Genomic DNA, 21255 nt, shown 5'->3' on the forward strand with positions numbered 1-21255 from the left:
TTCTCAATAGTGCCAATCATTCTCGCGGGAATGGTAACGGCGGAGACTCCTAATTGGGACAATCTCTATCTTGCGAATCTTGGCGGAACACGTCTGTTACAAGTGGATCCATCTGACGCTGACACCGTCACAGCCTATGTTGACGGGACCAACGGTTTTAGAATGAGCGTAACGTGCAGCACCGACTCTTCCTCTCTGAGTATTGCTCAGATCGGAAATGGCATCCCGTTTATGGGCTCAGATGTTCAACTGTTTGGGGTTTTTGATGGAGAACCAGAAATCAGAATTGGGCAAGCTCAATACTCGCGTGGAAGTTATCGAATTTCACTTCAACCATCTATTCTTGCAAGAATACTCACCCGCAATGAAGTGCTATTATCGGCAAACGAAACGGGTTTCTTCGACACGTTCTCGTTGAGAAATTCAGTAATCGCAATTGAAAAAATGCGGTGTTTTGGAGGAAAACCATGAGCAAAGTCATCAAGAACGGAACTATCGTAACGCATGATCTGACCTACAAGGCGGACGTGTTGATCGAAGGTGGTTCCATCATCGAGATCGGGCCAAACCTGAAGGGCGATGAAGAACTCGACGCGACAGGCTGCTACGTCATGCCCGGCGGCATCGACCCGCACGTGCATTTGGAAATGCCGTTCATGGGGACCTATTCCACGGATGATTTTGAGTCCGGTACGCGGGCTGGTCTGGCGGGCGGCACCACGATGGTTGTCGACTTCTGCCTGCCCAACCAAGGCGAAAGCCTGCTGGATGCAATCAAACGCTGGGACAACAAATCAACCCGAGCGAACTGTGACTACAGCTTTCACATGGCTGTAACGTGGTGGGGTGAGCAAGTCTTTGACGACATGAAAACCGTCATTGAGGATCGCGGCATCAACACATTCAAACACTTCCTCGCCTACAAGGGCGCGTTGATGGTGAATGATGATGAACTGTTCTCATCCTTCAACCGTCTATCCGAATTGGGCGGCATCGCGATGGTGCACGCCGAAAACGGTGATGTGGTGGCAGAACTGTCTGCTAAGCTGCTGGCAGAGGGCAACAACGGCCCCGAAGCCCACGCTTATTCGCGCCCCTCTCAGGTTGAGGGCGAAGCGACTAACCGCGCGATTATGATCGCCGATATGGCGGGCGTGCCATTGTATGTCGTGCATACATCTTGCGAAGAATCCCACGAGGCAATCCGCCGTGCGCGTCAGCAAGGCAAACGCGTTTGGGGTGAGCCGTTGATCCAGCACCTGACGTTGGACGAAAGCGAGTATTTCAACAAAGACTGGGACCACGCTGCACGTCGTGTCATGTCACCTCCGTTCCGTAACAAGATGCATCAAGACAGCCTTTGGGCGGGTCTTCAGTCAGGCTCCCTTAGCGTCGTGGCTACCGATCACTGCGCCTTTACCACTGAACAGAAACGGTCCGGTGTTGGCGATTTCACCAAGATCCCCAACGGCACCGGCGGGCTAGAAGACCGGATGCCGATGCTTTGGACTCACGGGGTGGAAACCGGACGGTTAACGCCGAACGAATTTGTCGCCGTGACATCGACCAACATCGCCAAAATCCTGAATTGTTACCCCAAGAAAGGGGCCATTCTGGTGGGCGCGGATGCCGATATCGTTGTTTGGGATCCGGCCAAGGAAAAGACGATCACCGCAGGGTCACAACAGTCAGAGATTGATTACAACGTGTTTGAGGGCAAGCACGTCAAAGGCCTGCCACGCTTTACCCTGACCCGCGGCCACGTCGCGATCCATGATGGAGAAGTGCGCACTCAGGAAGGTCACGGCAAGTTCGTGAAACGGGAAGGCAACGGCATGACCAATCAAGCGCTATCGAAATGGAAAGACCTCTCGGCACCACGCCCTGTGCAGCGCTCCGGCATCCCGGAAACGGGGGTCTAGAACCTTAATATGACTGATTTACTTTGGCTTGATATCGCCGCGGACGTTGCCACAATCCTCGCAGCTCTTGCGGTTATAGCCACCACATTTGCGGTATGGCGCCAAATGCGACTGCAAGCCGCGGGGCAAAACAAGGACGAGCGACGTTTTCTCCGGGAGTCGATTTTCGTCGTTCATGACACCTTGCAAGGTGAACAATTCCGCAACGCACGGCAAAATTTTTTTGGCTCAGGCCAGTACAAACAAGACTTCAATGCTTACGGGGATGATGACAAAGGCCGCGCGCGTTACATCCTTAGTGTTTACGGCTTGCTGGCCCGCATGATTGATCATGATGCGATCGATGAAGCAGTGGCCAGCGGTTATTGGAAAACTGCAATGTTTCGCGATTGGGATCGGCTGGAAAACTTCGTGAGCGGCGAACGTCTACGTTCCAGCAATGGGACATTGTTTTCCGCCACCGAACAGATGGTTGCACGATGGAAGAAGGGGGACCAAGCATGAGCCTCGTAATTTCCGCGGCAAACCTAGACCTGACGTTTGAGACAAACGACGGTCCAGTCCATGCCCTCAAGGATGTGAACCTCGAGATAAACAAGGGCGATTTCGTTTCTTTCATCGGACCATCAGGGTGCGGCAAGACCACGTTTTTACGCTGCATCGCGGGGCTGGAAACGCCCACGTCTGGCGAAATCTCCGTCAATGGAATGACACCTGATGAGGCACGGCGCGCACGTGCCTATGGCTATGTGTTTCAAGCCGCGGGTCTTTATCCGTGGCGAACGATTGGTGGCAACATTCGCCTTCCGCTTGAGATCATGGGGTTCGACAAGGCAGATCAGGCCGAACGCGTAAGCCGCGTGTTGGAGCTCGTCGACCTTGCCGGATTTGAGAAGAAATTCCCATGGCAGTTATCGGGCGGGATGCAGCAAAGGGCCAGCATTGCACGGGCCTTGGCGTTTGATGCGGATATCCTGTTGATGGACGAACCGTTTGGCGCCTTGGATGAAATCGTGCGCGACCATTTGAACGAACAGTTGTTGCAACTCTGGGCTCGTACCGAAAAGACAATTGGTTTCGTCACCCATTCGATCCCAGAGGCCGTTTACCTGTCCACCAAGATCGTCGTGATGTCGCCCCGTCCTGGCCGGATCAGCGATGTGATCGACAGCCCGCTGCCAAAGGAACGCCCTCTCGATATCCGTGACAGTCCCGAATTCATCGAAATCGCACACCGTGTCCGCGACGGGCTGCGCGCGGGGCATTCGGATGACTAGATCATGACTTTCAAAGGCATCTTTCCAGCGTTGACAGTGGTTGGGTTCATACTCGCCGTTTGGACACTTGCGGTGATCCCAATGAACGCGCATCTGACGGCGGATCAGGCCCAGCGCGACGACATGATCATTACCCCCGAAGCCCCAAGAGAGAGGCAAGAAATCTCGGGGTTGGGCTTGGCGCTCAAGAATCCTGCGATCATCCCGCTCACTTATGTGCAGCAACGCCCTCGCCTGCCGTCGCCGCATCAGGTCGCGTATGAGATGTATGATACCATTTTCACCAAGGCTCCCACGTCGCGGAAGTCTTTGGTATATCATGCTTGGGTCACGCTTTCAGCGACACTGCTAGGGTTTGTGATTGGCACGACGCTGGGTGTGCTGCTGGCGGTTGGTATTGTTTACAACCGCACGATGGACAAATCCGTGATGCCTTGGGCGATTACATCCCAGACTATTCCTATTCTGGCGCTGGCCCCGATGGTGATTGTTATGTTGGGCGCCATTGGCATCCAAGGTTTATTGCCCAAATCTATTATTTCGGCTTACCTCAGCTTCTTTCCTGTGGTTGTTGGCATGGTCAAAGGGCTGCGGTCCCCAGACGGGATGCAACTGGACCTACTGAGGACGTACAGCGCGAGCGCGAACCAAGGGTTTTGGAAACTGCGCCTGCCTGCCTCGATGCCGTATCTGTTTACCTCGCTCAAAATCGGGATTTCCGCAGCGCTGGTCGGCGCGATTGTGGGCGAACTACCGACAGGCGCGCGCGCTGGGTTCGGGGCACGGATGCTTGTGGGTGATCAGTACGGCCAGCCGATGGTGACTTGGGCGGCGCTATTTGCTGCCGCAATCACGGCAGCCATGTTGGTTGCGATCCTGAGCTTGATGGAACGACGCACACTTGCGCGTATGGGCATGGGGGCAGCAGCATGATGGCAATTGTCATAGCAGGGGTGATCTGGGCAACCGGGTGGTGGATCAATACCAAACTGGCCAACGGCCCAAGGTCGGACACACGTGCCATCAGCCTGCTCATTCCTGTGATTTTCGGCGTCACTATCATCGCGATGTGGCAGGTTCTTGTGACGATGCTTGGCGTTAGCCCAATCATACTGCCCGCCCCGTCCGCTATTGCGCAACGATTTGTGGCGTCGATCCCGATGCTTTGGGCCGATTTTGAACAAACGATCCTGAAGGGCGCTATGACAGGATATGTAATCGGTATGATTGCGGCTTTTGCGGTGGCTCTATTGGCGGATCGCAGCCCGTTCCTGACAAAGGGTATTCTGCCTGTCGGTGCGTTTATGGCCGCCTTGCCGATCGTTGGAACTGCACCGATCTTCGTCAAATGGCTTGGCAGTGACTGGCAATCAAAGGCGGCTGTGGTCGGCGTTATGGTGTTCTTTCCAATTTTGGTGAACACGGTCGCGGGCCTTAAGGATACCAGCGCCATGCAACGGGACCTGATGCGCACCTATGGTGCGGGATATTGGCCCACGTTGCTCAAGCTGCGCTTACCTGCGGCCCTGCCCTTCATTTTCAACGGACTTAAGATCGCGACCACACTTGCCTTGATTGGCGCCATTGTTGCTGAATTTTTTGGCTCTCCGACGGTTGGGATGGGTTTTCGCATTTCTACATCCGTCGGCCAACTTGCGCTTGATATGGTCTGGGCCGAGATTGTTGTCGCTGCCCTCGCGGGCTCGGCGTTCTATGGGGCCATGGCATTATTCGAAAAACGGGTGACATTCTGGCACCCTTCACAACGATAGACTTCGGCGAACCGAAGCGGAATGAAACTGACTTAGGAGGTCAACATGAAGACGACATTCACAACCGCAGCATTGGCTGCATTGATCGGCACCAGTGCCATGGCGGACGATGACGTAACATTGCAATTGCAATGGGTTACCCAAGCACAATTCGCTGGCTACTACGTTGCGCTGGACAAAGGTTTCTATGAAGAAGAAGGCCTGAACGTCACGATCCTTCCGGGTGGCCCTGATATTGCTCCGCCTCAGGTTCTTGCTGGTGGTGGCGCGGACATCATGCTGAACTGGATGCCATCCGCTTTGGCGGCTCGTGAACGGGGTCTGCCTGTCGTGAACATCGCACAACCATTCACATCGTCTGGCCTGATGCTCACATGCTGGAAAGACACTGGCATCGAGTCTGTTGAAGACTTCCGCGGTAAAACAATCGGCGTTTGGTTCTTCGGCAATGAATACCCGTTCCTCAGCTGGATGAGCCAAGTTGGCATTCCGACGGAAGGTGGCGAGGATGGTGTGACGGTTCTCAAGCAGGGCTTTAACGTTGATCCACTATTGCAGCGTCAAGCTGATTGTATTTCCACCATGACCTACAACGAATACGGTCAGGTTCTGGACGCGGGCGTTGATCCGGACGAGCTGATCACATTCAAGTACGAAGATCAGGGCGTTGCAACGTTGGAAGACGGCATCTACGCGCTGGAAGACAATCTTGAGGATCCGGAATTCGTCGACAAAATGGTTCGCTTTGTGCGCGCCTCTATGGCTGGCTGGCGCTACGCCGAGGAGAATGTCGATGAGGCCGCAGCGATTATCATGGAGAATGATGAAACTGGCGCACAGTCCGAAGAGGCACAGGCACGTATGATGGGCGAGATTGCCAAGCTGACCGCTGGTGGAACTGGCGCCTTGGACATCGAAGCCTATGAGCGCACAGTCGCAACACTGTTGGCCGGTGGGTCTGATCCGGTGATTTCCGCGGAACCCGAAGGTGCCTACACGACGGCGATCACTGACGCTGCGTTCGAATAAACCGAACTGCATGACATGAATTGGCCCGCTTGCAGCATAGCAAGCGGGCCTTTTTTTGATCTTGAACCAAGTCTTGGCTGGGACGGTTAAACCCGAAGTTTGTTACCGTCGATCGAGGCCTTAAAGGCGTCCTTTGGTAACAGGTGAAACGTGTTGCCTGTCGCCTTTGCAGACAAGATGCGATCGCACCTGAACGTACGAGGAGCACCGCGCAGGTGGTCAATCGCGACCACGTACCAAACTGGGTAATTCAGCAACAGAAAATGAGGTTCGATTTCGCGCTGTGAGGTTTCTACGTCTTCTCTTTGGTAGGTAATCGCCAGTGTTCCCTGATCGATAAATGCCTGGTGCACCGACTGCACGACACGCCTGGGCGGCGCGTTCATACTCGTCTGGACGTAGGTGGATGCCGTATCACCGATCAGGATACGCGACTTCATGCGTTCAACTCGGCCTCGTTTTTCCGGCGAGAATGATGCGATCAATTGACGTCTGACCGAACCGAGGTTGGCCAAGAACATAGGTGATTTCATCTGCTCTGCGACCTCTATACTAATAAGAAGATCAACCGCCTCAGGGTAACTGAGGTTCATGCGACCCACACCCCATCTGCGATCAAGTCGGACGCCACCGCCGCGGCCACGATCCGCGTCAATGGGCAACCCTTGGTCCCGCATCAACGCAAGGTCGCGCGTGATCGTGCGCTCGCTTACCTCGTGTTGCAGCGCAAGGTCTTTGACCGTGCAGTGTTCGTGTTGCTTGAGCTGAACCGCGAGCTGATCCAATCGCTGCAATCTGCCATTTGAATTCGTACGCGCCATCAAACAAATACGCCGTAAAATGTCTTATTTGTCAAATAAACAGTCCAAACACTCCACTGGCATTAGAAAGACATGAAAATGAAGATGAACTATTTCGTCGTTGGCACGAACAACATGGATGCAGCTATCACATTCTATGATGCGTTGTTCGACACGCTTGGCATGAACAAGATGATCCCATCAGAACGTATGACCTATTGGCTTGGCGATGATTTCGCCTTTGCTGCCGCCCTTCCCTTTGACGAACAACCCGCAACCAATGGAAATGGCACAATGGTCGGATTTAGCGTCGGATCCACCGATGAGGTGAAACGTCTATACAGTAAAGCGATTGAACTTGGGGCCACCTCCGAGGGTGAACCTGCCCAACGGGGGCCGCGCTTTTCTGCTTATGTGCGAGACCTCGACAAGAATAAGATCTGTCTGTCCGATTAAGCGCAACTGATAGACAAAGCTATAAGGGCCAAAGCGATGCTTCGGCCCTTATAGCTTTCCTTAAAAAAGAAAAGTTACCCTTTGCCCTTCCAAGGGACCAGTTTGCGTTCGGCCATGCGCATCAGCATATCGATACCAAAACCCACGATCCCGATGATGATCACGCCAAGCAGGATAATGTCCGTATTCTGGAATTTGGACGCCGTGGTGATCATCTTACCGATGCCCTCTTCTGCGGCGACAAGTTCTGCGGCGACAACGGTGCCCCAACACACGCCCATCGCGACCCGCGCACCGGTAAAGATCTCCGGCAATGAGTTCGGGATAATCACGTGGCGTAGGATTTGCCAACGGGACGCGCCAAGCGAATAGGCCGCGTGAACTTTGGTAATGCGAACGCCAGAAACGCCGGATCGTGCGGCAATCGCCATGATCCAAAGGGCCGCAAGGAACAGCAGGAAGATCTTACCAACTTCACCAATACCGAACCAAATGATCACCAATGGGATTAGGGCAAGCGGCGGCACAGGGCGCATGAATTCCACGATCGGATCAAACCAGCCACGGAACCAGTTGGACAGTCCCATGGCATAACCTAGTGGGATACCGATAATGGCGCCCAACAAGAAACCAACAATCACGCGGAACAGTGAAAACCCGAGATGTACCGTCAAATAAACGTTCTGATAGCCGTATTTCGCAATTTCGATAAAGCGGTTCCAGACGACTTCCGGTGCAGGCAAATACAAAGGCTGCATTTGCCACCCGGGATCAGGGGATACGTTGATTGTACCGCGATCCGTGATTGCCACACGTGCGAAATCCAACGTGAACGACGGGGCCGCGTCTAAAAGATTTCCGTTGTCATCACGGGCGTTCGGGTCAAATTGAAATTCCTGACCGTTAATTGCAACAATCCGTGCACCATCATCACGACGGTTCACGTCATCATTGCGATCCCACGAGACGATCTCACTGCTATAAACCGATACGGTTGTAACGTCGTCTTTCGCAAAACCGTCACCGCCGTCAATTTCGATCTCCTCAGCCACGCCGCCTGCGGTGATGACATTCACAAAAACCTCGGCTTCATCACGGTTACCGTCTGCATCTTCAACAGTGTAAGTGAAACTACCCTCACCTGTGAAAGGGCCAGGAAGGTGCATAAAGGACGGCAGCAACGACGATCCTGTAAACGTGCCCCAGATCACGAAGATCAAGATGATCGATATGATTGAGGCCGCAGTTTCGGAACGCACGGCGCTTTCGTCGCCAAACGTCACAGTCTTAAGGGAGGTGTAATCGCGTGTAGGTGTCAGGAACGTTTTGATCGCGCGCCAAACGAACATGAACATAACGATTAGGGCGACGTATCCAAAGATGTATGGAATCGCATTAATCGACGCCAAAACAACATTGATCGTTTCCGTCCAGAGTTCAGACCCGAGCGTGCCGAATTGGTATGAGAAAGTCTCCCAGCCGGATGCGATGTGGCAGCCGTCAGCCGGAGTGAAGTTTTCGCCAACGACCTGACCGTCAGGAATAGGCGTCGCGCGCAGCTCTGTGAGCATCTCACCAAGGCGTTCGCGGGTACAGACGAGGTTTACAGTTCCAGCCATGATTATTCCTCCACCTCAGTTCGACCCATGATTTCTTCTTCCATGTCCCAGATCATCGTCAGGATTTCTTCGCGGGTGGTGGTGTAGTCAGGATGCTCTTTTACTTCCCGCAAGTCCGTCTCTACGCCCATTTCCGCAAACGGCAGGCGGTATTCTTTATGGATGCGGCCAGGGCGAGGAGCCATGACCAGAACCCGTTCGCCCAACAGTAGGGCTTCGTCGATTGAGTGGGTGATGAGGATGATGGTTTTACCGGTCTCTTTCCAAAGCTTCAGAACCAGCCCCTGCATTTTTTCGCGGGTCAACGCGTCAAGCGCCCCAAGCGGTTCATCCATCAGAATAACGTCCGGATCGTTGGCAAGGCAGCGGGCCAAAGCCACACGCTGTTGCATCCCGCCGGACAGTTCGTAGACCATCTTTTCTTTAAAGTCTTGCAGGCCAACCACATCCAACAGGTGATCGACATTGCCCATGTAGTCGGCTTTCTTTTTACCAGCCATACGCGGGCCAAAGCTGACGTTGTCGCGCACCGACATCCATTCAAACAACGCGCCTTGCTGGAAGACCATACCGCGTTCTTTGTTCGGACCCTCAACGACGTGGTCATTGATGCGTGTCTCGCCGCCCGTTGGCGCAAGAAAACCCGCGACAATATTAAGCAACGTCGTTTTGCCGCAACCCGACGGGCCAAGAACGCTCATTAGTTCGCCTTGCTTGATATCAAGCGTGACGTCTTTGAGTGCCTGCACGTGACCGCCGTTTGGCAGATCGAAACGCATAGAAATATTGTCGATGGCCAATCCAGACATTGGAGCCCCAGTCTATAAAAGTGGATAGGAAAAGAGTGCAGTCACACCAAGGGTGAAAAGGGCCACACAGGTGTGGCCCCTTCCAAACGATTTACATCTCGTTTGCGGACGCAAGTGGACCAGTGTTGATCGCACCTTCGTAGCTTTCAAGAGCGCCATCAATGGAGCCTGCATCTACGAAGACGTTCGCAACTCCGGACAAGAATGCCGGAGCCGCAGCGCCGAGCCATGCATCGCCAAGCTGCTCTTCAACGGATGGGAACACGAATGTCGCCATAGTCTGAGCTGTCGCATCGACGTCCATACCCGCGTCTTGCGCGATGATTGGCAGCATTTCGTCCGCCATGTCGCCAGCATTCCACATTGCGTTGGCTTCAGCTGTCACAGCAAGGAACTTGGAAACAGTTTCTTCGTTTTCCGCGATCCAACCTGTTGGACCGGATGTTACGTCAAACACCAGAATGCCGAGTTCGGTCTTTTCTGCGCCAGTCATCAGCGTGTTGCCGCTTTCCAGTGCGCGACGCAAGGAACCGCCCCAACCACACATCATGTCGACAGACCCTTGAGCCAATGCAGCCGCACCGTCCGGTGGAGACATGTCGACAACTTCGAGGGATGAAACGTCAACGCCAAAGTGATCCATCTGACGCAGGAAGCCGTAGTGCGCAGCGGTACCGAGCGGAACAGCCACTTTGGAACCGGCAAGATCGCCAGCTGTGGAGCCGTCGATTTCAAGGTCAGAGCGTACGACGCAGTTGTCGTTGTCCGCGTAGGACACAGCAACGTCGAGCATCTGAAGGTCTTGGCCAGCAGATGTAGCAACGACGAACGGTGGAACACCTTGGGAAACGGACAGCTGAACGTCGCCGGATGCCATAGCAGCGGACATCGCTGTACCGGTGTCAAAAGACACCCAGTTGATTTCCATACCCAGTGCTTCTTCGTAGGTGCCCTGAACTTTTGCATATTGGAATGGCATTGGCCACTCGAGGAAGTAACCGACTGTAATTGAATGGCCGTCGGCCATTGCTGTGGTGCCGGACAATGCAGCCACTGCGCCAAGGATGATGGCGCCTGTTGTTTTCTTGATCATGGTGATCCCCTGTTGGTTATGTGTTGCTGTGCAACTTCTTGAAGTTCCCGTCGTGCAGGAACTTTGCTTTAGCGCTCACAGCCTAGAGATCGAATCGACAATTGGTCAAATCCTTTCTGAAAACTGGACTTACTGCCGGAATTTTTCTGGCGATACATTTTAACACCCCTACCCAGAGGTAGAGGCGTTGAAAATGTCGCGTGCTGCATCGATTAGCAGTTTGCGTGTATTTTGCGCAGAGCAGATAGGTCAGCGAATCCAGTGTCCGGATTCGGGTGTTTCTTATGCCCGCTTAGCTGCGTCCTGATTTGCCGCCTGGACCTTTATTCTTGGTGGTCGGACGGCCAGTGCCACCCTGCTTGCCACCCCCAGACTTCTCTGCAGCGCGGGCACGGTTCTTCTTGCTAGAAGCTTTGCCTGCTGGTGGCTTTGGCCCTTTCAGGCTAGCACCAGGGCGTCCGATCCGCTTGGACGGGTCATTGGCGTTGGACTTACGTGGTTTGAACGCTTCCACGGCACCATCGTTTGCTGGTTTAGCATCGCCCGTGCGTGGCTTTTTCTTGAAGGACGGCTTGCCACCCTTTGCGTGGTCCGGTTTTGGCTTTTTGGTGCGCGGTGCTGGTGCGTCGTTCCAATCCACAGGGGTGGTTGTGCCTTTTGACTTTGGGGCACCATCACGAGGGCCATCGCCGTGGCGTGGCTTGCGATCCTTTGGACCCGACTTGTCGTATTTCGGTTTATCGCCTCGGCCTTTTTCCCCGCGTGGCTTGTCGCCCCAGTTCTTCTCACCACGTGGTTTGTCGCCGCGCGGTTTATCAGATCGGCCCTTGTCAAAACGTGGTTTGTCAGGGCGAGGACCGCGTGGTTCCAATTTCGGAGCCGCAGCCAAACGTTCGATCACCATTCCTTTTTCAAGGATCATGTCAGGGCCGACGGCGGCCAAGAATCCTTTAACGGCGCTTTCGCGAATCTCGACGAATGACGCATCTTTCTGAATACGGATCGCACCGATATCATCGCGTGACACATCGCCTGCCTTACAAACGACAGGCAAGATAACGCGCGGTTCTGCACCTGCTTTATTCCCACCAGCGATAGAAAACCAAACGCTCGGCCCAAAGGCCTGACGCGGTTTTGGCGCTTCGTTCGGTGCAGCCAGTTCCTCTGGTGCGGAGTGGCGCTCGCGGTACATGCGCAGATAGGCAGTCGCGATTTGTTCGGCTGTGTAGGCCTCGGTCAGTTTTCTGATGATGCCGGTTTCGCTGTCGTCCAACGGGTCCGCGTCGCCCAGCTGTTCCAACATGCGCTCTTCGTCTTTGGTGGTGACATCGTCAGCAGACGGTGCATCGGCCCATTCTGCTGTCAACTTTGCCCAGCCCAACAGGCGGTCGGCCTTGCGGCGCACGGCTGGTGGCACGATCAGCGCAGAGATCCCTTTGCGGCCAGCGCGGCCTGTGCGGCCAGAGCGGTGCAGCAATGTATCAGACCCTGTCGGCAATTCTGCGTGGATCACCAGTTCAAGGTTCGGCAAATCGATCCCGCGCGCAGCAACATCTGTCGCCACACAAACCCGCGCGCGGCCATCGCGCATGGCTTGCAGCGCGTTGGTCCGTTCGGACTGGGTCAGCTCGCCAGACAACGCAACAACGCTGAAACCGCGGTTGGACAGGCGCGTCGTCATCCGGTTGACGGTGGCACGGGTGTTACAGAACACGATGGCGTTTGGCGCTTCGTAGTAGCGCAGCACATTGATAATAGCGTTTTCAGTATCGCGCGGCCCAACGTTCAAGGCGCGGTATTCGATGTCCGCGTGCTGGCTGGCCGTATTCGTTGTGGCGATGCGCAGGGCGTCGGTTTGGTAGGATTTAGCAAGTTTCGCAATCGCTGCAGGGACCGTCGCAGAGAACAGCAATGTCTGGCGGTCTTCTGGCGCGTTCTCGAGGATGAATTCAAGGTCATCGCGGAATCCAAGATCGAGCATTTCATCAGCTTCATCCAGCACGACGGCTTTCAGGTTAGACAGATCAATGGACCCGCGCATGATGTGGTCGCGCAAACGACCCGGTGTCGAGACAACAATGTGTGCACCGCGATCCAATGCGCGGCGTTCATCGCGCATGTCCATGCCGCCCACAGTGGACGCCATGACGACACCCGCTTTTTCAAACAGCCACGCAAGTTCACGTTTCACCTGCATCGCCAATTCACGTGTTGGTGCGATGATAAGGGCAAGCGGTGACCCTGCGCGGGCGAACTTGTCGCCTTCGCCCAAGATTTGCGGCGCAATCGCCAATCCAAACCCGAGCGTTTTACCGGACCCCGTTTGCGCAGAGACCAACATGTCTTTGCCGTTTGTTTCGGGGTCGCTCACGGCCTCTTGCACTGCGGTCAGCGTATCGTATCCGCGTGCTTCTAGGGCATCTGCCAGGGTCTGTTTCAAGGGCCGTTCCACGTCTGTTTGAGTATTCGGAATAAAAGAGTCGGAACCCGATCGGCCCGACAAGCGCCGCACCTAACGTGATGTGCCTTTAATGTATAGGGTTTATTAGGCTCTTCGTACGGGTAGGTGCCATGCAGCCACCGTGATCCTCGGTTTGACCTGTGATGCGACTCAATGTAGAACAAAGTGTGAACATTTAGGAAATGGTGTCGTGCATGCGATCTTTGCGTCTTCAGGAAAAACCAGCGGGTCAGGCGGGGCGAACTGCGCCCCACGGCGCGACTTTGTCCGAGATTTTTGCGACAAACGCGGTGGATGCGGCGGCTGTGGGCTACATGTTGGCACGTCTCCCACAAACAGACGCGCCCATCCTTTGGGTGCAGGACCGTTTGACACGTCGCGAAAGCGGGCGACCTTATTTGGCGGGGGTGGGCACACGTCACCCAATTATCATGGTCGATCTGTCCCGTGCCGCCGATGTCCTCTGGGCAATGGAAGACGGACTGCGTTGCCGCGCCCTTGGGGCCGTAATCGGCGAAGTCTGGGGCGATCCGCCAATCTTGGATTTCACAGCAACCAAGCGGCTGGCCATGCGATCAGAGGCCGCCAAGGTGCCCTGCTGGTTGATCAGACGCGCCGCTGCCGAAAACCTGAGCGCAGCACGGGATCGGTGGCGCGTGTCGTCCCTACCCTCTGCGCCCAACCCGCACGACCCCCAAGCCTCGGGCGCACCGCGTTGGTCGCTCGATCTGTTCCGTTCGCGCCGATTGAAACCCGGGCAATGGATGGCCGAATATGAGCGGGGCAAAAACGGGGCACCGGATCGTGTCTATCAACCTGCCGCAGTTCGCGATGGATCGTTGGCAGCGAGTGATGGACAGGCAGGGCAACGCGCCACCGGATGATGTGCCGCTTGTGCTGGCGCGTGAGGGGCACCATGGCCCCGTGATCCACGCCACCAACCGCGCCGCGCGTCTGATGGGCATCAACATAGGCGCACGGGTGGTGGATATGCGGGCGATCTGCCCTGAATTGCAGGTGGAATACGCCGACCTTGCGGGAGATCGCGCCGCCCTTGATCGACTGGTGCTTTGGGTGCGGCGTTGGTGCCCGTGGTCCGTGCGCGACGGCGAGGACGGTTTGATTTTGGACACGACTGGGTCAGACCACTTGATGGGCGGCGAAACGGCGATGCTGGTTGAAATGGAAACACAATTGTCGCGGTTTGGGCTTACGGCCCGGTTGGCTGTAGCCCCCACATGGGGCGCGGCATGGGCCTTAGCGCGGTTTGGGCCGGTGCGGTCGGTTTGCGGACCGGATGAGGCAACGTGGAAATTGGGCGCGCTGCCTGTCACCGCACTACGGCTTGAAGCGGAAACCATTCTGCTGCTGCGCCGTCTTGGACTGAAAACCATTGGCGCCGTGATGGATGTGCCGCGCCTATCCCTAACGCGGCGGTTCGTGAAAGCGGCCCTTGCATCGAACCCTTTGATGCGGCTGGATCAGGCACTGGGCAAAATCGCCGAGCCCGTCGCCAGTGTGGACGCCAAACCGCGCATTCGCGTGCAAACGCAATTGCCCGAACCAATCCTTGATCCGACGTCCTATTTGCCTGCGCTGTGTGAAGAGCTTTGCGAACAATTGGCACAGACCGGCCAAGGGTGCCGTAGTTTGCATCTCGTGGTCTATAAAACCGATGGCGATGTGAGCTGGGTTGATGTGGCGACCTCTGCCAGCAGCCGCGACCCGAACCATCTGCTGGGGCTATTTCGCGATAAGGTCGAAAAGATCAATCCAGGTTTCGGGTTTGATCTGATTACGCTGGCCGCGGGCGGGGTTGAACCTTTGCAATTGGTACAAAACCACCTTGATGGCGGGTCCGATGATACCCTGCACCTAAGCCGTTTGGTGGATCGGTTGAGCGCCAAGTTTGGGGCCCGTGCCGTCAGTCGCCCCGTTTTGCGCGAAAGCCATATTCCCGAACGAAGCGAGGATCGGATCGCGGCCCTTGCGGGGATCGCGCAAGCCGTGATCGAGCGCCCAAAGGAACGCCCGATCCGCCTATTTGATCACCCCGAAGAAGTGCGCGTCCTTTATGCTGTTCCAGAAGGTCCGCCCGCACAATTCATATGGCGCAGGCAAACCTACCGCGTGGCACGCTATGCGGGACCGGAACGGATTGCGCCCGAATGGTGGAAAGACCGCCCTGGCACGCGGCTACGGGACTACTTCAAGGTTGAGGATCAGACGGGACGGCGCATTTGGTTGTATCGTGAAGGGCTGCATGAGGATGGGCGCGGCGGTGATCCGCGCTGGTTCGTGCATGGGTGTTTCGCATGAAGGTGCACCATGCCTGAAATCGACAATCATTTCCCCCGTCACACATTGGACGAAGGGGCGTTCACCCCCAATGCCCGAAGCAAATTCGTTGAGCTGAGCGTCAGCACATGCTTTTCATTTTTACGCGGGGCATCAGACGCTGCCGACTTGGCCGCGGCGGCATGGGCGTTGGGATATGATGCGATTGGATGTGCTGACCTAAACACCATGGCTGGCGTAGTGCGATTGCATTCAGAAGCCTTGAAAGCCTGCATGCGGCCTGTGATCGGTTGCCGTTTGGCGCTGGTGACAGGGGAAGAGTTTCTTGCCTATCCGCGTGATCGTGCGGCCTATGGGCGGCTATGCACGCTGCTTTCCAAGGGCAAAATGCATGGGGTGGATGGTGAATGGCAGGCCAAGGGTGTGTGTGACATCACACTTGAGGACCTCGCGAGCCACAGCGACGGAGTGCAATTGGTTGCCTTGCCCCCCACGCAGTTGGACACGTTCATTGCCGATTTCGCGCGTCTAAAACGTGCGCTTCCGACGTTAAAACACATCGCTGCCAGCTATCTTTATCATGGGGATGATGTGGCACGGATCAATCGACTGGATGCTTTGGCAAAAGCCCACGGGCTGTCCATTCTGGCAACAAACGACGTCCACTACCACGCACCAGAACGCCGCCCGTTGCAGGACGTGATGACCTGCATCCTGCACAAGACCACCATTCAGAAAGCGGGATTTTTGCTACAAGCCAACGCAGAACGGCACCTGAAATCCGCAGCCCAGATGCAAACCTTATTTGAACGTTGGCCCCATGCCATTCGTGCAACGCGCGTCGTTGCGGATGCCTGCCAGTTTGACCTGCGTGAGCTGTCCTACGAATACCCGACCGAAACCGTGCCCGAAGGACGCACCCCACAGGATTACCTAACCGAACTTACATGGAAAGGTGCCGATTGGCGCTACCCTAATGGCGTGCCTGAAAAAGTCACAGCAGCCTTGAACAAAGAGCTGGCGATGATCGAAAAACTCGACATCCCGCAGTACTTCCTGACCATCCACCAAATCGTAAATTTCGCACGATATGAAAGCAAACCAGCGATCCTGTGTCAGGGGCGCGGGTCCGCGGCCAATTCCGCCGTCTGTTATGTATTGGGGATCACCGCCGTGGACCCTGACCAAAACGATCTGTTGTTTGAGAGGTTCATTTCCGAAGAACGCAAAGAACCACCCGACATCGACGTGGATTTTGAACATGAACGCCGCGAGGAAGTGATCCAGCATATCTACAACAAATACGGCCGTGGGCGGGCCGCGCTATGCGCAACGGTGATCCATTATCGCCCGCGTATGGCGGTGCGCGAGGTCGGCAAGGTCATGGGGCTGTCCGAAGATGTCACCACAGCACTTTCCAAAACCATTTGGGGGTCTTGGGGGCGTGAAGTGGGCGCAAAAGAAGCGACTGAGGCGGGGCTTGATCTAAGTGATCCGCTCATGGCGCGCACGATCAAACTGGCAGATCAAATGATCGGAATGCCCCGTCATTTGGGCCAGCATGTCGGGGGTTTTATCCTGACCGAAAACCCGCTGGTTGAAACGGTGCCGATTGGAAACGGTGCAATGCCTGATCGCAGTTTTATCGAATGGGACAAGGACGACATTGAAGAATTGCGCATCCTAAAGGTCGATATCCTTGCGCTGGGGATGCTGACCTGCATCCGCAAGGCGTTCGATTTGATTGATGCGCATTATGGCAAGAGCTTCACACTGGCGAGCGTACCGCAAGATGATGATGCCGTTTATGACATGCTGTGTAAGGGCGACAGTCTGGGGGTCTTTCAGGTGGAAAGCCGTGCCCAGATGAACATGTTGCCCCGCCTGAAACCGCGTGAATTCTACGACCTCGTGATCCAAGTCGCTATTGTACGCCCCGGTCCTATTCAGGGCGATATGGTGCATCCCTATTTGCGCCGCCGCAGTGGGATAGAACCTGAGGACTATCCGGCCCCTGCCCCGCCCCATGACCCAGATGAATTGCTCAAGGTTCTGGGCCGCACCAAAGGTGTGCCGATCTTTCAAGAACAGGCCATGAAGGTTGCAATGGTGGCCGCCGAGTTTTCCACCGCAGAGGCCAACCAACTGCGCAAGGCCATGGCGACATTCCGGTCACGCGGTACCATCGGCGAGCTTGAGGAAAAGATGGTCGGGCGGATGATCAAACGGGGATATGACCCCGAATTCGCCACCCGATGTTTCAACCAGATCAAAGGGTTCGGGGACTACGGGTTTCCCGAAAGCCACGCGGCGAGCTTTGCGCACCTTGTTTACGTTTCCAGCTGGATCAAGTGCCACTATCCGGATGTGTTTTGTGCCGCTTTGCTCAACTCGCAACCACTCGGGTTTTATGCGCCGGCCCAAATCGTGCGGGACTTGCGCGAACACGACGGGATCGTGCGGGCGGCGGATGTGAACTACAGCGATTGGGACAATACGCTTGAACCCGTCGCGCGCGGGGTGTTCGCCGTACGGCTCGGGTTGCGGCAGGTGGACGGGGTGCGTCAGGACATGGCCCAGCGGATCATGGATGCACGCCAACAACCATTCACCAATTTGGAAGACCTGAAGTCTCGTGCAAGGCTGGGCGCGGCGGTGATGCGGCGGCTGGCGGCGGCGGATGCGTTTCGATCTATGACTCTGGATCGACGGCAAGCGCTGTGGGATGCGCGGGCGTTACGGGATGCACCGGATTTGCCGCTATTCGCGGAAAACAAGGATGAGGGCGAAGAACAGCGATTTGACCTGCCACAGATGCCTATCTGCGAACAGGTTGTGTCAGATTACCAGACGACGCGACTGTCGTTAAAGGCCCACCCGATGGCATTCTTGCGCCAAAGCATGCGCAAGCAGGGCTACACGGATGCCAAATCGCTGCGCACCGCACGCAACGGGCAAAGCATCAAAATGGCAGGCATCGTCTTAATCCGCCAACGTCCAGGCAGTGCCAAAGGTGTGTGTTTCATCACGCTTGAGGATGAAACGGGTGTCGCCAACCTCGTCGTGTGGCCCAAGATGATGGAGGCCTACCGCAAGGTGATCATGGGGTCGCGGATTTTGTCGGTTCACGGCACCGTGCAACGCAGCGAAGACGTCATCCACATCGTCGCGCACCATCTGGAAAATCGCAGTGATGTGTTGGACCGCCTATCAGGAGAGGTAATGCCAACGCCCCTTGCCCGAGCAGATGAAGTGAAACAGGCCCTGCCCCAAGGTCCGCGTGGGCACCCTCGTAACGCGCGCATCATCCCGAAATCACGGGACTTTCACTAAGTTAGATCAGCAAAACGCGCCTTCAACAAAGCCTCTTCATATTCCTCATCTGAGGTGCTGTCATACACCACCCCGCCGCCGACATTCAGACGCACGGTGCCGTCGGGCTTATACATCAGCGTGCGAATAGCGACGTTAAATTCCATTATGCCATCGGGAGCGATCCACCCAATGGAACCACAATAAGCCTCACGAGGGGTGTCTTCGAGCTCGCGGATGATCTGCATGGCCCGCACCTTCGGCGCGCCAGTGATCGAACCACACGGAAACAGCGCCATGAAAAGATCATAGAGCGAAATATCTTTGCGCAGTTGCGATGTGATGGTCGATGTCATCTGGTGCAACGTCGCGAAACGTTCAATCACGAAAAGGTCGGGCACTTTGACACTGCCAACTTCGGATACACGCGACATGTCGTTGCGCAGCAAATCCACGATCATCAGATTTTCGGCGCGGTTTTTGACCGACGCTTGCAAAGCATCGCGCAGTGCATTGTCGTCCTGAGTTGTCGCACCGCGTGGTGCGGTGCCTTTCATCGGCCGCGTCATCAACGCCCTGTCACGTGTCAGCGAAAAGAACAGTTCCGGAGAGCGTGACAGCAGAACCGTTTCGTCAAAGGTTACCAACGCGCCGTGGGGCACCGGTTGGCGCTGCTGCAAAGCGGCATAAAGAGCGTCTGGCGTTCCATTTGTGCGCGCGCCCAAGGGGAACGTCAGGTTTGCCTGATAGATATCGCCAGCACCGATGTAATCATGTACCGCACCAAATGCCTTGGCGTATCGGGACCGCCCCCAATGCGGGGCCGTTGGTGTCAGGTCCGCGCGGCTTTGATCCTGTTCGGGCAATGGGGTCGGGCCATCAAAGACTCCAAAGTGGATCAGCGGCAGAATGCGGTTTTCGGGCAAAAGATCCCGCAACTTGGACGAGGTCAGGTAGCCAAATTCATAGGAAAGATAGCCAGCCAGCCATTTCCCATCCGCCTGCGCCTGTTCCATCGCTGCAAATGCGGCATCCACGTCATCAGGCGTATCGGCCCTGATCATCTGGATCGGATCGCTAAACGCGGCACCTGTTCCTGTTGGACCGCGATCAAACAGGATACGATTGGGATTATCCACGTTCAAAAGTCAGCAGCGATCCGCATGTCGCGCAAGGGGCGCACGACCTCAATCGCCTTCTGATAAATCGGGTCGGCCTTATAGGCGGCCAATGCCGCACTGTCCTTGAACTCGGCATAAACAACGACATCAATTTCGCCGGACAGCGCATCCGCGCGGCTGTTTTCAACCACTTCGAAGAGGGACGAATGCGGAATACCGGCAAGCATCGACAGCCCATCACGAATACGGGTTACGTCGGCTTGGTCCTTAGCGCTGAACAGCACAACATGGCGAATGAATGATCTTTGGGTCACGAGATTGGTACCTACCAAATGGGACAACGAGAGCTAGGTCACATGTGTCTCAGTCCTGTCGCGGTTTCAAGGGGGCAATAACCAAGCTTAAACTCGGCCTGAGTTTCATCACCTCAGCACGTTACCGCCGTCGATCCCAATGGTTTGAGCCGTCATATAAGACGATTGATCGCTGGCGAGAAAAACTGCGGCGCGGGCAACATCAGAAGGATCGCCCATATGCCCAAGAGGAACGGCTTCACCGACTTCGCGTTTCTTTTGACCGATCTCTTTGCCTTCGAACTTGGCAAACAGCGCATCAACGTCTTTCCACATCGGCGTATCGATCACCCCTGGACTAATGGCATTGACACGCACCTTATGCGGCGCAAGCGCGAGCGCGGCTGACTGAGTATAACTGATTACAGCTGCCTTCGTAGCACAGTAATGCGCAACCAAGGCCTCGCCACGGTGGCCTGCCTGGGATGCCAGATTGATAATGGAACCCGCCTGCCCATTGGCGACCATAGACTTGGCGCTTGCCTGAAGCACCGCATAAAACGCACGCACGTTAAGGCCGAATAGGCGATCAAACTGTGCAAGATCAGCCTCTAGAACAGACCCCATGTCAAAGATGGCTGCGTTATTGAACAACACGTCCGGCTTAATTTCGGCGATCCAATCCGTACACGCCGATATCCCCGCCTCGTCCAACAAGTTGAACGACCGATAGTTGGCTGGCCCGTCGAACGCGTCGGCAATATCTGTTGCGTAAACCGTCGCCCCAAGAGCGGCAAAATGCGACACAGCGCTATGACCAATCCCGCCAGCGGCCCCTGTAACAAGACAAACCTTGCCTGTTAAATCCGTAGGTGCTGCGTTCAATTGAGACTGCATTCTATTTCCTCCCAGAAAGAGCATCTTTTAAGATGGCGTCAAAACCCTAACGGCCCCACTTGAAGGCGGAAGCGGCAGGGCTCGAGAGATAATGAC

Annotated in this window: 19 protein-coding genes; 11 read left to right on the forward strand and 8 right to left on the reverse strand. The window is 55.6% G+C overall.

Translation table 11 applies throughout. From position 1 onward, the window contains the following. Nucleotides 1-9: 9 nt before the first annotated feature. The 7 genes from L0666_RS11150 to L0666_RS11180 are packed head-to-tail and all read left to right on the forward strand — an operon-like array spanning nt 10 to nt 6000. Complete coding sequence (locus L0666_RS11150; protein WP_235261448.1) at nt 10-471, forward strand: hypothetical protein; 462 nt, start codon at nt 10-12, stop codon at nt 469-471. After that, on the forward strand, nt 468-1922 hold the full coding sequence (gene hydA / locus L0666_RS11155; protein WP_235261449.1) for a dihydropyrimidinase: 1455 nt from the start codon (nt 468-470) through the stop codon (nt 1920-1922). Before L0666_RS11150 ends, hydA begins: the two co-directional genes overlap by 4 nt. Before the next feature lie 9 nt (nt 1923-1931). Further along, nucleotides 1932-2426 (forward strand): DUF4760 domain-containing protein, encoded by a 495-nt coding sequence (locus L0666_RS11160; protein WP_235261450.1) that lies wholly within the window; start codon nt 1932-1934, stop codon nt 2424-2426. Beyond that, nucleotides 2423-3199 carry an ABC transporter ATP-binding protein gene (locus L0666_RS11165; protein WP_235261451.1) on the forward strand — a complete coding sequence of 259 codons (777 nt, stop codon included), beginning with the start codon at nt 2423-2425 and terminating at the stop codon, nt 3197-3199. The genes L0666_RS11160 and L0666_RS11165 overlap by 4 nt, the downstream gene beginning before the upstream one ends. A 3-nt stretch (nt 3200-3202) precedes the next feature. Beyond that, complete coding sequence (locus L0666_RS11170; protein WP_235261452.1) at nt 3203-4132, forward strand: ABC transporter permease; 930 nt, start codon at nt 3203-3205, stop codon at nt 4130-4132. Beyond that, a complete protein-coding gene (locus L0666_RS11175; protein WP_418887994.1) occupies nt 4132-4971 on the forward strand; it encodes an ABC transporter permease in 840 nt (279 codons plus the stop codon). The genes L0666_RS11170 and L0666_RS11175 overlap by 1 nt, the downstream gene beginning before the upstream one ends. A gap of 45 nt (nt 4972-5016) precedes the next feature. Next, nucleotides 5017-6000, forward strand: coding sequence for an ABC transporter substrate-binding protein (locus L0666_RS11180; protein ID WP_235261454.1), 984 nt, complete (start codon nt 5017-5019; stop codon nt 5998-6000). A gap of 86 nt (nt 6001-6086) precedes the next feature. On the opposite strand, the gene L0666_RS11185 is transcribed toward L0666_RS11180, so the two are convergent. Continuing rightward, nucleotides 6087-6821, reverse strand: a complete 735-nt coding sequence (locus L0666_RS11185; protein ID WP_235261455.1) for a helix-turn-helix transcriptional regulator — start codon at nt 6819-6821, stop codon at nt 6087-6089. A gap of 84 nt (nt 6822-6905) precedes the next feature. Between L0666_RS11185 and L0666_RS11190 the strand changes: the two genes are divergently transcribed. Further along, nucleotides 6906-7256 (forward strand): VOC family protein, encoded by a 351-nt coding sequence (locus L0666_RS11190; RefSeq protein ID WP_235261456.1) that lies wholly within the window; start codon nt 6906-6908, stop codon nt 7254-7256. A 74-nt stretch (nt 7257-7330) separates the two neighbouring features. On the opposite strand, the gene L0666_RS11195 is transcribed toward L0666_RS11190, so the two are convergent. From L0666_RS11195 to L0666_RS11210, 4 genes are all read right to left on the reverse strand, one after another. Continuing rightward, the gene (locus L0666_RS11195) at nt 7331-8875 is read right to left on the reverse strand and encodes an ABC transporter permease subunit (protein WP_235261457.1); all 1545 of its coding nucleotides are present in this window, start codon (nt 8873-8875) and stop codon (nt 7331-7333) included. A gap of 2 nt (nt 8876-8877) precedes the next feature. After that, nucleotides 8878-9684 carry an ABC transporter ATP-binding protein gene (locus tag L0666_RS11200; RefSeq protein WP_235261458.1) on the reverse strand — a complete coding sequence of 269 codons (807 nt, stop codon included), beginning with the start codon at nt 9682-9684 and terminating at the stop codon, nt 8878-8880. A gap of 91 nt (nt 9685-9775) precedes the next feature. Further along, entirely contained in the window at nt 9776-10777 is a 1002-nt protein-coding gene (locus tag L0666_RS11205) for a taurine ABC transporter substrate-binding protein (protein ID WP_235261459.1), read from the reverse strand. 292 nt (nt 10778-11069) lie between these two features. Then, nucleotides 11070-13217 (reverse strand): DEAD/DEAH box helicase, encoded by a 2148-nt coding sequence (locus L0666_RS11210; protein WP_235261460.1) that lies wholly within the window; start codon nt 13215-13217, stop codon nt 11070-11072. Nucleotides 13218-13432: 215 nt separating this feature from the next. Between L0666_RS11210 and L0666_RS11215 the strand changes: the two genes are divergently transcribed. The 3 genes from L0666_RS11215 to L0666_RS11225 are packed head-to-tail and all read left to right on the forward strand — an operon-like array spanning nt 13433 to nt 18869. Then, nucleotides 13433-14122, forward strand: a complete 690-nt coding sequence (locus L0666_RS11215) for an ImuA family protein (protein ID WP_235261461.1) — start codon at nt 13433-13435, stop codon at nt 14120-14122. Continuing rightward, nucleotides 14091-15557 carry a DNA polymerase Y family protein gene (locus tag L0666_RS11220; RefSeq protein ID WP_235262197.1) on the forward strand — a complete coding sequence of 489 codons (1467 nt, stop codon included), beginning with the start codon at nt 14091-14093 and terminating at the stop codon, nt 15555-15557. The genes L0666_RS11215 and L0666_RS11220 overlap by 32 nt, the downstream gene beginning before the upstream one ends. A gap of 9 nt (nt 15558-15566) precedes the next feature. Continuing rightward, nucleotides 15567-18869 (forward strand): error-prone DNA polymerase, encoded by a 3303-nt coding sequence (locus L0666_RS11225; protein WP_235261462.1) that lies wholly within the window; start codon nt 15567-15569, stop codon nt 18867-18869. Here the strand turns inward: L0666_RS11225 and L0666_RS11230 are convergent. The 3 genes from L0666_RS11230 to L0666_RS11240 form a co-directional block, all read right to left on the reverse strand. Continuing rightward, nucleotides 18866-19987 carry an aminodeoxychorismate synthase component I gene (locus L0666_RS11230; protein WP_235261463.1) on the reverse strand — a complete coding sequence of 374 codons (1122 nt, stop codon included), beginning with the start codon at nt 19985-19987 and terminating at the stop codon, nt 18866-18868. The genes L0666_RS11225 and L0666_RS11230 overlap by 4 nt on opposite strands. A 2-nt stretch (nt 19988-19989) precedes the next feature. Further along, nucleotides 19990-20283 carry a Dabb family protein gene (locus L0666_RS11235; protein ID WP_216035315.1) on the reverse strand — a complete coding sequence of 98 codons (294 nt, stop codon included), beginning with the start codon at nt 20281-20283 and terminating at the stop codon, nt 19990-19992. Nucleotides 20284-20391: 108 nt separating this feature from the next. Continuing rightward, complete coding sequence (locus tag L0666_RS11240; RefSeq protein WP_235261464.1) at nt 20392-21159, reverse strand: SDR family oxidoreductase; 768 nt, start codon at nt 21157-21159, stop codon at nt 20392-20394. Nucleotides 21160-21255: the final 96 nt, after the last annotated feature.

This window comes from Octadecabacter algicola (assembly GCF_021532625.1).
GTDB lineage: Bacteria > Pseudomonadota > Alphaproteobacteria > Rhodobacterales > Rhodobacteraceae > Octadecabacter > Octadecabacter algicola.